Origin of the sequence: Paraburkholderia fungorum, from assembly GCF_900099835.1 — a bacterium.
Lineage (GTDB): Bacteria > Pseudomonadota > Gammaproteobacteria > Burkholderiales > Burkholderiaceae > Paraburkholderia > Paraburkholderia fungorum_A.
Genome location: NZ_FNKP01000002.1, coordinates 1,850,454 through 1,863,748 on the forward strand (window position 1 = coordinate 1,850,454; position 13,295 = coordinate 1,863,748).

Genomic DNA, 13,295 nt, shown 5'->3' on the forward strand with positions numbered 1-13,295 from the left:
CCCACGCCAACGTGCCGATGACCACACCGACACCCGCCCGCCCCGCCCAATCCCGCAGAAAATCTTTTCATTCGATTGCCCGTTTTGCCGCCGCAGTCACGGTCGTGTTCACGGCCACGGCCTGTGCGCGCCTTGCTACCGTCGATTCCAACGCGCTATGGAAGATCGTCGACATACGCTGTGTGCCGTCGCAGCAGAGCACTGGGACGCCCGGCCAATGCACGGTCGTGGATCTCGATAAACGCTATGTGATCCTGAAGGATATCGTCGGGCGCTCGCAACATCTGCTGATTCCGACCGACCGTATCACCGGAATAGAAAGTCCGTTGGTGTTGGCGCCTCGCGCGCAGGACTACTGGGTCGATGCGTGGGATTCGCGGCATTACGTCGAGAACGCAGTCAAACGTACGTTGCCGGACAATCAGCTCGGCCTCGAAATCAACTCGCCGTATCGGCGCTCGCAGAATCAGCTGCATATTCATATCGACTGCATGCGCGCCGATATCAGCGAAGCGCTCGCGCGCCACGCGAAAGATACGCCTGACAAATGGCGCTGGGACACGCTCGACGGCAATCGTTACCGGGTCATGCGCGTGACGTCCCTCGCTGACGCAAGCAATCCTTTCCGCATCGTCGCACGGGATAACCCGGATACGGTCGCGATGTCGCGGCAAACCATTCTGGTCACAGGTGCAGGACCTTCCGCCTCTGAAGACGGCTGGCTGATCGTGAATAGCGACATCGATCTGAAGAATGGCAGCGGCACGGCCGAAGGCCTGCTCGATCACGCTTGCCGCGTGGCGGACGCTCAATGAGCACCTGAAAAAAAGCGGCGTCCGCGTATTTGAGGCGGCCTATGCACGATTGCGCAGAAGCATTGCTCAACAAAATGGTTCTGGCATGACGCAATGATCCTTAGGATCGGTCCTGAACTTGCATTTTTCCGACCGATTCTATGGCTATTTATCTCGACGACACGCAGCGCAAGACTCTAGCCAGACTTGCGACTAGCTGGGCATGGCGCACGCAATGGCCGACGTGGTTGCTGATCGTCGTCATATACGGCGGGTGGTTTGGTGTGGCGTTGCACGTCCGCATGTTGGGGTTGCCGCTCACTGCGTTTCTGCTCGCGATACTCAGCACGTGGTACATGTCGTTGCAGCACGAACTGCTGCATGGGCACCCTACCCGTTCGCCATTCATCAACGCGCTGCTCGGTTTTGCGCCACTGGCCGTGTGGTTCCCCTATCGTATCTATCGCGATTCACATCTCCGCCATCACGACGATCCGCATCTCACGCACCCTGAGCAGGACCCCGAAAGTTATTTCGTCAGCGAGCGCGAATGGCAACGGGCCGGTTCGTCGATTCGTGCGTTGCTCGCTTTCCGAAATACGTTTATCGGTCGACTGCTGGTCGGGCCTGCGTTCTCGATTGCAGCGACCGCCGCCGACGCGCTCAACAAGATCAGACAAGGCGATTTGCGCGACGTGCCCGCGTGGTTCGCGCATTTCGTCGCACTGGGGATGCTCGCGGCATGGCTGCAGCAAGTCTGTGCGATACCGGTGTGGGTCTTTATTATCGGCGTCGGGTATGGAGCACTGTCGCTGGGTTCGATCCGCTCGTTTCACGAACATCGCGCCGCAAGCGAGCATGCGCACAGGACGGTGATCAACGAAGCGGCGTGGGGCTGGCGGATGCTGTTTCTGAACAACAACTACCACCTGGTTCATCATGATTTGCCGCATGTGCCGTGGTTCGCGCTGAAGGGTGTCTATCAGACATCTCGCCAGCAGTACATTGAACGCTCGGGCGATTTTCTGGTGGAGGGTTACAGCGAATGGATCAGACAGTATATGTTTGCCGTTGTAGCTCATCCGGCACATAGCGGCACTGCTGCCGGCGTGGATTTTCTTCCGGCGACTGGCGACGATTTTGCGGGTCAATCGCGAGGGAAACTCAGAGCGGCCGGATGGTTTGGCGACGTGACTAAAACTCACGTACCGACTATTACCGAACGCTAGACACCGGATTTATTTCTCTAACACAGACGTTCGGAGCGGGACCAGCGAACTTGCCGGTCCCGTTTAACGCCTCGTCTATAACGGTTAGCGCGGCCGGTCGCTACGCATCATCGCCGCCAGAATATATCCGGCGATTCGCGGATTCTCCTTGATTCGACGGGTACTGTAGCCATACCAGTCATGTCCGTATGGGACGTAGACGCGCACATTGAATCCCTGCGCCAGCAGTTCGTCGCGCAGCGGCTCGCAGACTCCCAGCAACATCTGGAACTCGAATCGCGATCTGTCGATGCGCTCGTGTTGCAGCCAGCCGATCAATGTATCGATCAGTTGTGCATCGTGCGTTGCGATACCTACAAACGATCCTGCCTGTATCGCGGTCGAAACGTGTCGAACGAAATGCGCGTTGATCGCGCTCCGGTCTGCCGACGCGCCGTCGACCAGATGCTCTTTTGCCTCGGCATAAATGCCTTTGCAAATACGCATGCGGCTCTTGCGAGTCTGCAACGAAACGATGTCATCGTAGGTACGCGTCAAATACGCTTGCAGCGCGATTCCGACTGGGTATGCATCGGCTTCGAGCATCGAGAACGCATCGAGCGTTTTCTGTGTGCAACCAAGGTCTTCCATATCGATGCACGCGGTGATCCCATGTGATGTCGCTGCTCGCAGGATCGCCGAGACTCGCGCCATGCAGGCCTTCTCGTCGAGATGCAAGCCTAGCGCGGTGAGTTTTATCGACAGTTCGGTACGCTCATTGTGTGAGCCGAGTGTCTCGACGAGATCGAGATAACTGCGAGTCATCGACTCGGCCTGAGCCGTCGACGAAGCCGTCTCGCCCAATACATCGATAGTGGTTCGCAAGCCTGCTGCATGGAGCACGTGCATGCGCTCGCGGACATCGCAAAGCGTTTCGCCAGCGATATAGCGGCGGGAGATCTTACGAATCAGCGAACGGGGAACGAGCGGGATGGCGTGAACCGCCATCGTATTGAGAATACGCATGTTGTGGTCTCGTGAAAATGCAGTCGCGCGAATCGGAATGCGAGATGAAGATTCGTGCGACATCGCCGGACTGTTGTGAGAACAGGCCCGGGAGGAATGCGAGCGTGGATGCAGTGGCTGCATCGACACAGGCTTTCAGTGCGTTTTCGAGGGAGGCCAGGCAGCTGCGTACATGGTTTGGGTGGAATCTTTTGTCTTGACTACGGGATGAAGCTTGCGCTTGTCGTGTCTCTCTTCAGGCGCTGCGCATCGTAGCATGAATGAACGAGGTTGGAGCTGGGGCGCGCTGCACTGTGATGGGACAGATTTCCTTCGGCAGCGCGGCGACATCAAAGCACGCGATAAGCGCGAAGCAGTCACTCAACCTGCTCGAAGGCGGCCTTGAGAAAAGAGGCAACTTCGTCAGGCGACTGCGCTTGCGCCTGAGCATCACCTCCCAGGGTGACGCCCCTCGTCAGGCAACGTTTCGATTCAGCGACAGCAGACGAACCAGTCAGCGCCTGACCATTCCGCATCATCGTGAACTTTCTGGTATCGAGATCGTACGATCCATGGCATTCGCGTGCGCTGGTCGCGAGTGGCATCGTGCGTAGAGGTGTGGGTCTGTCGAAACCGTGGTATGCATCCGGGTACTCTTTCAGCGTGACCTGGGCGCCTTTTGAACTTAACTTGTCGGCATAGGCAATGCACGGCGGCGCTGGCGTGTAATTGTCCTTACCGCCGACTAACATCAACACGGGTCCGCCATCCACATGCGCCGAATCATAAGAGATACCGCAAGACGGATAGAACGCGACATGCGCGGCGAAACGCAGATTGCCGTCCGTTGCGGCAATGTGAAAAGGCTCCAGCGATGAATAAAGGGCGGCGACACCGCCTCGCGAAAATCCCATGACGGCAATCCTCTGTTTATCGATGCGAGGATCCGTCGCCAACAAGCGCAGCGCGGCATAAGCATCGGCGATATCTGCTGTCATCGAAAGCTGTGCCTGGTCGTTTTCAGTATTTCTGATGCCACGCCCCGTAAAACTGTCGACGACAAAGCTGGCGTAACCCTGCGCATTCATGCGTCGGGCCCACACCCGCTCTCCCCGATTCACGCCGCTGCTTCCGTGCAGGATGATTACAGCAGGTACGGCGTGTGGATGGTTATCGGGAAGGGTGAGGTCGCCTTTAATGATTACCTTGTGGCCGGTGGCGTAGTGCGACAGAAAATCTGAAGTATTGACGGGCGTCACCGATTCGAAAGCGAGGACACCGCTGCGACCGTCCGCCAGCGAGGTCGTGACCGATGAACTGACCGGGATCGTCGAGGTACACGCCGCGACCAGGGGAGCCGTCATAACCGCAGACAGATTTCGAATGATGTGACGAAGCATCTTTTGCTTCATTGCTTGCGTTCTCCACCGCAATCATCCAATTGCGCAACGAGCGCAAACCACAACGCGTAGATTTTTCGCATGCCTCGAATATAGCTCGACCCTGCGCCGGAACTCGCGCTATCTGGCCCCGCCATCAAGCCTTTTATGCAGGTAGTGACGCTGATGTTTTCCGCTGAATTCATCGAGCTGGCCAAACTCGCTATATCCCAGCTTCTGATAAAAACCCAGCGCCTGAAAACTGAACGTATCGACAAGTACGTGCTTGCATCCCCGCAGACGGGCTTCGTTCTCTGCCGCCTTCAGCAGTCGAGAGGCGTGTCCCGCGTTGCGATACGCCTCGCTGACCCAGAGTTTGTGGACTTCGAGATATTGCCAGTACGTATCGGCCAACAAGCCACCGATGATGCTGCCGTCCGCGTTGCGTGCATACACCCGCAACGGTTTAAAGTCCCTTACCGCAAACGCGGCGTTATAAGCACCGAGTTGCGATGCTATGAAAGCATCATCGTGCTCATTGCGCGTGTCGGTGACTTCAATTTTCATGATTGTCCGATCGAAGACCGTACGCCAATTTTTCGTACAGCGACCAGACATAGCCGCCGGGCTCTGGCTCCGGATACAGTCCCACGCGGATAAAGCCGAGCGACTCATAGTAGCCACATAGCTTCGCGTTGTGGACAGCACAGTCGAGTCGAACCAGAGCCCGGTTCAGACTACCCGCCATTTCAGCGCACCAATCAAGCATGAAGCTGCCGAGTGCACGTCCGTTGAAGCCTTTCCGCACAGAAATTCCATGCACATAAACGGCGATGGGTTCTTGTGGTCCCCAGTGTTTTTCATCGTCGAGATCGAGCGAAAAGGTGCCGACCGGAGTGTCATCCAGGTCGAGGACATACACATCTTTTTGACAGACATGGTTTCGCACCCACTGCTCGGAAAAGCCGTCCCCTTGCTTGCCCCAAGCGTAATCGCGGTGCGCGACCTTCTTCGCATGCGCGTCGTTGCGAATCTGTGTCAGCGTCGGTACATCATCTGCCGTAGCGCGGCGGATGCTTCTGGAGGTCATCGCTTATTCCCCGTCGTGCAGCTTTCATGGACGACAGAGAAGATTAGCAGCGTGCCCTTACGTTGCGCCAACCAATCGCCAGAGTTCTAACTAACGATGTTGGAAAATTGAAAGACTGACCCGACCCGAACGCATTGGGCGACGAGTGCTGTTTGAGTGCTGTTTGAGTGCTGTTTGAGTGCTGTTTGAGTGCTGTTTGAGTGCTGTTTGAGTGCTGTTAATTCGCGCAAATGGTAACGACGTCGCACTAAACAGGCCGTGTGATGCCGGTCGACCTGTCACGACGTCGCTACCCGACTTAAAGGCTGTTACTGCCCCGCAGGCGACATTGTGGACGGTGTAGCCAGGGTGTTATGACTTCCGGGAAGGTTGGTAAGGGAAGTCGCACTGTTGGAGCTATTCTGCGGATTCGTATTCGACGCCCCGGCGCTCGTGCCGCTCTCCGAGTTGTTGGCGCCAGGTGTTCCGTAGCCGCTCGTTGCAGCGGCCGGCGACACAGTGGACGGAGTCGCCAACGTGTTGTTTTGTGCATAAGCACCGGCCGACAGCGTGAGTGCGGCAACTGCCGCGATTAATGTGCTGGTTGCCTTGATCATGACTCGCTCCTCCTTGATTGGACTGAAATTTCAACGCAAAACGGTCCATTGATGCTTCCGCATGGCGGTCGTTTTGCGCGTCATTCGTGACGATCAGACTCGCTCGCCCCTTCGCGGTGGCGCACGTGCAGCAATGCAGTGATCTCCACTCGGCAAGTTTAGAAAAGTGGTCGCTGATAATTAAGCGCCTTATTCGCAAGGATGAATTTCTATTTTTGAATCGCCGCTATGGGCCTGCTTGCGCAACTGTCACGCGTACTCATATCTTGAGACGGTCGACAACATCCCCCTGCTCCGATAACACCGGTTTCGCACTGCGAGTCACGAGTTCGTCCATCAGATTTAAGGCGAAGTAGTCCGGCGCGAAGGAAGATCAGAACTTCAAACAACTTTATTCATTACAAATTTTTTCAAACGGTTGCCGAGCACGATTAACTCCACCTGTCGATCGAAGAATGAATGTTCAAATCTCAAATTAACGATTGAAATCGCATAAGGCGTAGAACCTGGTATTACCGCACTCTTCGCGATTACTGACAGAACAAGGGCTCCCTGCTGACAAACGCTGTTGAAATGAAAGAGTTTTCAGCACTTCACCACGGGTGGCGTTGTGATTAACAAAACGCGATATTTATTCATCCCGCATTAATTTCAACAATTCCAAACTTTATTGCAGTCTTATTCTCACGAATTGAACAGCACGCGTAAAATCACAGCCTGTCTGAATAGAACAAAACATTTAGGAGATAGCAAAGTGCAAGCCGACGGAAAAGGTGCGGATGGGTCAGTGCTGTTTCCATTCAAGTTCGAGCAACCAGAATTCATCGGGCCACCGGCTCCGCGATATCGCAATCCATTCGCGTCGACACTGCTGTTTTTGTCCGGGGTTGGCCTGTGGGGTTCGGCGGCGCTTGGGGCAGGTGCACTGCTTTTTGGAGGCACTGGCTTCGGTGCGATCAACCAGCTGACCGATCTGTTCACGGTGGCAGCACCGGCTGCGGCAGGAGGCGTCGTTCTCCTCGTGCTCTACACGTTGATCCAGCAACCGTGGCGGGCGGGTCGCGGATCTCTCGCGTTTGCGCTGCAGGTTCCGTTTGCGCTATTCGTGTTGCTGATCGTGGGTCTTTTCGAACTCGATGCGCATCGAAGTGCAGCGCAAACCGAGCGGGAAGCCGCGCACCAGATCAGGCTCGCCGCCGACACCGACACCATGAACCGGGCCATTGCGAAAGACGATGTAATGGCCTTCGCGCCCGCCTATGCCGAGTGTGACGACTCTAGCATCTGCGGCGACTCGTGGGTGACTCAGGCGATACTTCTGAACACGCCGCGCATCGCCGCAGTGACCCTGCAAGGCGTCACGCCCGCCACCTACTCCCAATTCGACAATCACAACATTCCGAAGATTTGCCGGTCAGGCGTGCTTTACAACGGGCAGGATTCATTGGCGTACCTGGTGGGGTTCAGGAACAGCCCTGCGATTACCGCACTCTTCGCGTCGCTGTGGGGACCGGCGGATCGCGACAAGGCGTTTCTGGGCGCCGTCACGAGTGGATCGACCGATCTGATGGACACGCTCGTCACTCAGGGCGTCGACCCGCGCGCAATGCAGGCGAAAACGCCATCTGACGATCCCTATGCGAGCGCGGCTGCCGGCGGTGCATTCAAATCGATCCATTGGCTCGAGTCAGCGGGCGTCAAGGTGCAGACAGCCGCGTCGGCCCAAAATATGTGGACTAGTTTCGCCGACTGGGCAACTCGCGCGCCGCCCGAACTCGGAGCAAAAGGTATCGACGAGTGGCTCGCCGAAAGCAGCCGCATTCCGTACGCGCCGGGCGCGAAGCTCAGCCCTTCGGATGAACTGACGGCAGCGGTGCAGGCGCGCAGTCCGGCACTCGTCGCGGCGATGCTTCAGCGGGGCTATAGCGTCAAGGATCTGGCCGCCGGGGATCAGGCAAGCCTCAAGAGCGCTCAACCGCTGGCGATGCTGAAAAACCAGTGGGACCGGGGCCGATATTGCGACGAAGGAGACTGGAAAGCTGCGTGGTCGCTGAACTAGCGGTAACACAGGGGGCACGAACTTTCAGCGATACCGGCTGATCTCCAGACCCGCGCCAACCGCCAGCGATAAACTCTTCAGTCCCGGTTTCGCGCGCACGGTCGTGAGATAGCGCTTCGCGTCGTCATCGTGTGGCCAGTTCATTTTGGCCGCCACGATAATCGCGCCTGAATTGAGCTTCGGATAAACCGCCTCCAGGCACGGCTCATACAGATTCTTCCAGACATCGATCAGCACGAAATCAGGCTGGAATCGTAGATCCTCGATCAGAACGACCGCGTTGCCGATCTGGAAATCGACATACGCGGCGAGACCTGCCTGGGTGGACATGTCGCGTGCGTATGCCGACTTGTAGTCGTGTAGCTCGATCGTCGTGAGCCGCCCACCGGCCGCTCTTGCGGCATCCGCGAGCCAGATCGTCGAATAGCCGAACGACGTGCCGAGTTCGAGGATTTTCGGCGCACGCTGGCTTCTGGCCAGGATGTTGATCAGGCGCCCTGTTTCCTGCTCGGTTGAATACCGGCGGCGATTCGATTCCACCCGCGGCTGCTGTTGCAACTGCGAAGACTGCAACTGCGCCTTGCGCTGGGGCCGCGATGTCTTTCCGTCCGCATTCGCGCTGTCGATGGGCCCGTGATACGCGTCAAGCACAGCCAGAACGGCCTGCTCCATCTATTGCTCTCCCGCTTCGCTCACCGGCAACTGATCGCGCAGGTCAGCAGCCCGACCGCACCGGCAACGCCGATCCCCGCTCCAAGGCCGAGCGTTTCGAGCGACGTCGCGCAGCCCTGCAGACTGCCGACACATACCAGGGTAATAGCCAGTAAGAAGTGCCGGCCACGGTTGCGCATCGCCGTTCGGGGTCTACTGTCAAGGATCATTTTTTCGCCGTCCATCGTGGGTCTATCGTTTGTTCTGAGCCAGGTAAAATTGCTGGAGCGAGTGTAGCCAGCACCCTCACGCTCAAAACGGACGAATACCGGGGCGAAAAGCGAATCCACTTACCAAAGGTTCCCCCTTGTATTCATTTGCCAGAAAGGCGGCTCTGCACGCCGCGCGCGGCTTTTTATCGCCAATGCCGGTTCTCCCACATACCTGATGCTTACAACTCGTCATCCTGTGGACTTAGACGTGCGAGGGGAGATCGCCATGTCGGTTTATGTCGATGAAGGGTTCCGGCCCTGTGTTACCGAGTGCAGGACGGTTGCGTTCCGCGTGTGCTGCGACGATCGTGCACAGATTTTCGAGGTCAGCGCCGAGGCGCTGATGACCTTCTGCGGCGCCGCGAGCCAGCGCAAGCAGGACCTGCTGGTCGCGTTCGAAGACGCGCAGCAGGAAATTCTCACCGTGGCCGCCCGAAAGTGGACCTTCAGACCGACCGAGCCGGTGCGGCTCGATCTGGATGAATTCCGAATGGTCAGACATTAGGTATGCAAGAATTGCGTCCATGACCTGGATCGCCGCGCTGCCGATGTACAACGTGACGCCCGCCCTCGCGCTCGAGTGGCGCGGGTGGCTCAGCGACGTGCTGCACGCGGTCAAGCCAACGTGCCGCATCGTCGAGCCGGATGAAGAACTGCACGGCTTCTGGCGGCGGCCCAATCTTCTGATTTCGCAAACCTGCGGCTTCCCGTTGATGCACGGCTTGCACGAGCAGGTTCAACTGATCGCGACACCGCGTTTCGACGCGCCTGGCTGCGAAGGCGCGCACTATTCGAGCGTGCTGGTGACGCGCGCGAACGCGCCGTTCGATTCGCTGGCTTCGTGCCGTGGCGCGCGCGCCGCCTACAATCAGGACGATTCGAATAGCGGTATGAACGTGTTTCGTCACGCGGTCGCGCCGCACTCGCGGGCGGGGATGTTTTTCAGCGCTGTGCTGCGCACCGGTTCGCATCTCGGTTCGCTACAGGCCGTTGCCGGTAATCGTGCGGACGTGGCCGCGATCGACTGCGTGACGTTCGCCTTCGTCTGCGATGAATTGCCGGAACTGGCCCGCCAGGTTCGGCCTATCGGCATGACGGCGACGTCGCCTGGATTGCCTCTGATCGCGTCGGGCACGGTGCCGCAAGCCACGATCGAAGCGTTGCACGACGCGCTGAACGAGACGCTCGAAATTCGTCCCGAGCGTGCAAAACGCCTGCGTTTGCAGGGCTTTTCCGTTCTCTCACTCGCCGACTACGAGCGGATCCGGCAACTCGAAAGCGAAGCGCGCTCAGCCGGTTATCCGCGCCTCGCCTGACCGGCGCTTCAGTGCTGCACGTCGAGCACCAGAAGCTGCGCACCGTCGCTGACCTGATCGCCAACGGCGTACAGCACCTCCGACACCGTACCCGCCGTCGGCGCGCCGATCGTGTGCTCCATTTTCATCGCTTCCATCACGATCAGCGGCGTGCCTTTCTCCACGACGGCGCCCGGTTCGACCAGCACTGCGATCACCTTACCTGGCATCGGCGCGGTTAAACGGCCCTCACCGCCTTCCACGTCGGCCGCATGAGCGAGCAGGTTCTGCCACTCGAACGCGAGCGCCTGCCCGAGACAGAACACGTGGAACGTATCGCCATCGACGAACACGCGGCCGGTTGCCCGCGCGTCGCCTATCGTCGCGCAGAACTCGTGTTTGCCCGTGCCGTTCGACCAGGTGAAGCCTTCGCTCAGGCCGTCGTGTTCAAGTGTCTGCGAGCCGCCGTTGCGCGCGAATGTGACGGTAAACACGTTGTCATCGTCGAGGTTGCGCCAGCCCAGTGTCTGCGTGTAGCCGCCATTCAGACGCCAGTGCGATAGCGCATCCCAAGGCGAAGCACCGTGTGTGCTGCCGCCCTCGCGCGTGAGCAACGCGGCGCAGGCCAGCGCGAGCGCCTCCCTGAAGGGCTTTTTTGCCGGCGCGAACAGCGCGTCGTGATGACGTTCGATCAAGCCCGTGTCGAGATCGCCGCTCGCGAACGGCTCGCTCGTCACGATACGCTGCAGGAATTCGACGTTGGTATGCAGTCCGACCACCTCGCACGCGTGCAGCGCGCGACTCATGCGCGCCAGCGCCTCTTCGCGCGTCGCGCCGTGAACGATCAGCTTGGCGATCATCGGATCGTAGAACGGCGTGATCGCGTCGCCTTCGCGCACACCGCTGTCGATCCGCACGGGCGCCTTGCGGCCCGATTCGCCCAGACCGGCGGCATCGATTGAAAATTCCACGCCTTCAGGCATGCGCAAATGCTTGAGTGTGCCCGTCGACGGCAGAAAACCGCGCGCCGGATGTTCGGCGTAAATGCGGGCTTCGATCGCGTGTCCGTCGAGTTTCAACTGCTGCTGCGTGAGCGGCAACGGTTCGTCCGCGGCAACCCGCAATTGCCATTCGACGAGATCCTGGCCGGTCACCATCTCCGTCACCGGATGCTCGACCTGTAGGCGCGTGTTCATTTCCATGAAATAGAAATCGCCGCTGCCGGTCATGATGAACTCGACCGTGCCCGCGCCGACGTAATCCACCGCGCGCGCGGCAGCGACCGCCGCCTCGCCCATTTCACGTTTGATTTCAGCAGAAAGTCCCGGCGCAGGCGCTTCTTCCAGCACCTTCTGATGACGCCGCTGCACCGAGCAATCGCGATCGAACAGATACACCGCGCCGCCGTGACGATCCGCGAAAACCTGCACTTCCACGTGACGCGGCCGTGTCAGATACTTTTCGATCAGCACGCGATCGTTGCCAAAGCTGCTCGCAGCCTCACGCTTGCAGGACATCAGCGCGGCGGCGAAGTCCTCGCTGCGTTCGACCACGCGCATACCCTTGCCGCCGCCGCCGGCACTCGCTTTGAGCAGCACCGGATAGCCGATTGCGTCGGCCTCGCGATGCAGCAGTTGCGGATCCTGATCGTCGCCGTGATAGCCGGGCACGAGCGGCACTGCGGCTGCATGCATCAGCGCCTTGGCCGCAGCCTTCGAACCCATCGCAGCGATAGCCGCCACCGGCGGTCCGATGAAGACGATACCGGCCGCCTCGCACGCGTGCGCAAAGTCTTCGTTTTCGGACAGGAAGCCGTAACCCGGATGCACCGCCTGCGCGCCGGTAGCGCGCGCGGCTTCGATGATCCGTTCGATGCGCAGATAACTTTCCGCCGCCGACGAGCCGCCGATATGCACCGCTTCATCGCACGCGGCGACGTGTTTCGCCTTGGCGTCGGCGTCGGAATAGACGGCCACGCTGGCAATGCCGAGCCGCTTGCAGGTCGCGGCGACGCGGCACGCAATCTCGCCCCGGTTCGCAATCAGGATCTTGTTGAACATGAGTGTCTCGATGAATTGGGCCGTACGGAGTGGTTGTTCTGATGTGAGGGCGACTCGCGTTTCAACGTCGGCTTTCGCGTCAGTTGCGCCAGCCTGGTGCGCGTTTTTCGAGGAACGAGGCCACACCTTCGCGGCCTTCCGCGCCGGCCCGCGTACGTGCGATGCGCGCGGCCGTGTCTTCGATCAGCGCATCGTTCAACTCGCGGCCCGCGACATCCTGCACGAGTTGCTTGCAGGCTCGCACTGCTTGCGGTCCGTTTGCGCAAAGCGTCCCGGCGATCTGCTTCACAGTCGCGTCCAGTTGATCGACCGATACCGCTTCGCTGACAAAGCCGAGACGCAACGCCGTCGCGCAATCGAAGGCTTCCGCCGTGGTGAAATAGCGGCGCGACGCCTGCTCGCCCAACGCGCGAATCACGTACGGCGCGATGGTTGCGGGGATCAACCCGAGCCGCGCTTCGGACAGGCAAAAGTGCGCGCTATCGACAGCGACCACGATATCGCACGCCGCGATCAGGCCCATGCCGCCCGCGTAAGCGTCGCCGTTCACGCGGGCGATCACCGGCTTGTTGCAGCGATAAACCGACGACAACATGGTCGCCAGCCGCATCGCATCGGCGCGATTTTCATCGTCCGAATAGGCAGCCATTTTCTTCATCCAGTTCAGATCGGCGCCCGCACAAAACGCCTTGCCATTCGCCGCGAGCACGACCGCGCGCACGTCGTCGCGCGAGTTCAGCGACGTGAACGCCGAGGTCAGATCGGCGATCATCATTTCATTGAACGCGTTGCGCACGTCCGGGCGATTCAGCGTGATAGTGGCGACCTGTGCGTCGAATCCGAATTCCAGCGTCTCGTATTGCATACGTTGCGGCTCCTTCGAATG

The 13,295-nt window shown here is 59.1% G+C and carries 14 protein-coding genes; 5 read left to right on the forward strand and 9 right to left on the reverse strand.

The window, feature by feature from the left end; translation table 11 throughout:
- The first annotated feature begins 17 nt into the window (after positions 1–17).
- Both BLS41_RS24090 and BLS41_RS24095 read left to right on the forward strand, forming a co-directional pair.
- Positions 18–815, forward strand: coding sequence for a CDP-diacylglycerol diphosphatase (locus BLS41_RS24090; RefSeq protein WP_083380068.1), 798 nt, complete (start codon positions 18–20; stop codon positions 813–815).
- A gap of 140 nt (positions 816–955) precedes the next feature.
- Complete coding sequence (locus BLS41_RS24095; RefSeq protein ID WP_074769370.1) at positions 956–2,023, forward strand: fatty acid desaturase; 1,068 nt, start codon at positions 956–958, stop codon at positions 2,021–2,023.
- Positions 2,024–2,107: 84 nt separating this feature from the next.
- Here the strand turns inward: BLS41_RS24095 and BLS41_RS24100 are convergent, their stop codons facing one another.
- The 5 genes from BLS41_RS24100 to BLS41_RS24120 form a co-directional block, all read right to left on the reverse strand.
- Complete coding sequence (locus tag BLS41_RS24100; RefSeq protein WP_074769372.1) at positions 2,108–3,028, reverse strand: proline dehydrogenase family protein; 921 nt, start codon at positions 3,026–3,028, stop codon at positions 2,108–2,110.
- Between the two features lie 356 nt (positions 3,029–3,384).
- Entirely contained in the window at positions 3,385–4,419 is a 1,035-nt protein-coding gene (locus BLS41_RS24105; protein ID WP_074769374.1) for a dienelactone hydrolase family protein, read from the reverse strand.
- A 108-nt stretch (positions 4,420–4,527) separates the two neighbouring features.
- A complete protein-coding gene (locus tag BLS41_RS24110) occupies positions 4,528–4,953 on the reverse strand; it encodes a GNAT family N-acetyltransferase (protein WP_074769376.1) in 426 nt (141 codons plus the stop codon).
- A complete protein-coding gene (locus tag BLS41_RS24115; RefSeq protein ID WP_074769378.1) occupies positions 4,943–5,476 on the reverse strand; it encodes a GNAT family N-acetyltransferase in 534 nt (177 codons plus the stop codon). The genes BLS41_RS24110 and BLS41_RS24115 overlap by 11 nt, the downstream gene beginning before the upstream one ends.
- Positions 5,477–5,784: 308 nt before the next feature.
- A complete protein-coding gene (locus BLS41_RS24120; protein ID WP_074769380.1) occupies positions 5,785–6,072 on the reverse strand; it encodes a hypothetical protein in 288 nt (95 codons plus the stop codon).
- 754 nt (positions 6,073–6,826) lie between these two features.
- Here BLS41_RS24120 and BLS41_RS24125 point away from each other — a divergent pair.
- Positions 6,827–8,131 carry a hypothetical protein gene (locus BLS41_RS24125; RefSeq protein ID WP_074769382.1) on the forward strand — a complete coding sequence of 435 codons (1,305 nt, stop codon included), beginning with the start codon at positions 6,827–6,829 and terminating at the stop codon, positions 8,129–8,131.
- A 24-nt stretch (positions 8,132–8,155) separates the two neighbouring features.
- Here BLS41_RS24125 and BLS41_RS24130 read toward each other — a convergent pair whose 3' ends face one another.
- Positions 8,156–8,803 carry an O-methyltransferase gene (locus BLS41_RS24130; RefSeq protein ID WP_074769384.1) on the reverse strand — a complete coding sequence of 216 codons (648 nt, stop codon included), beginning with the start codon at positions 8,801–8,803 and terminating at the stop codon, positions 8,156–8,158.
- A 20-nt stretch (positions 8,804–8,823) separates the two neighbouring features.
- On the reverse strand, positions 8,824–9,027 hold the full coding sequence (locus tag BLS41_RS24135; RefSeq protein ID WP_143026356.1) for a hypothetical protein: 204 nt from the start codon (positions 9,025–9,027) through the stop codon (positions 8,824–8,826).
- A 253-nt stretch (positions 9,028–9,280) separates the two neighbouring features.
- On the opposite strand from BLS41_RS24135, the gene BLS41_RS24140 reads away from it, so the two are divergent.
- Together BLS41_RS24140 and BLS41_RS24145 are read left to right on the forward strand one after the other, a co-directional pair.
- Entirely contained in the window at positions 9,281–9,559 is a 279-nt protein-coding gene (locus tag BLS41_RS24140; protein WP_074769388.1) for a DUF1488 family protein, read from the forward strand.
- Positions 9,560–9,578: 19 nt separating this feature from the next.
- Positions 9,579–10,370, forward strand: a complete 792-nt coding sequence (locus BLS41_RS24145; protein ID WP_074769390.1) for a phosphate/phosphite/phosphonate ABC transporter substrate-binding protein — start codon at positions 9,579–9,581, stop codon at positions 10,368–10,370.
- A gap of 8 nt (positions 10,371–10,378) precedes the next feature.
- Here BLS41_RS24145 and BLS41_RS24150 read toward each other — a convergent pair whose 3' ends face one another.
- Both BLS41_RS24150 and BLS41_RS24155 read right to left on the reverse strand, forming a co-directional pair.
- Positions 10,379–12,409, reverse strand: coding sequence for an acetyl/propionyl/methylcrotonyl-CoA carboxylase subunit alpha (locus BLS41_RS24150; RefSeq protein WP_074769392.1), 2,031 nt, complete (start codon positions 12,407–12,409; stop codon positions 10,379–10,381).
- 79 nt (positions 12,410–12,488) lie between these two features.
- On the reverse strand, positions 12,489–13,274 hold the full coding sequence (locus tag BLS41_RS24155) for an enoyl-CoA hydratase/isomerase family protein (RefSeq protein WP_074771157.1): 786 nt from the start codon (positions 13,272–13,274) through the stop codon (positions 12,489–12,491).
- Positions 13,275–13,295 lie beyond the last annotated feature (21 nt).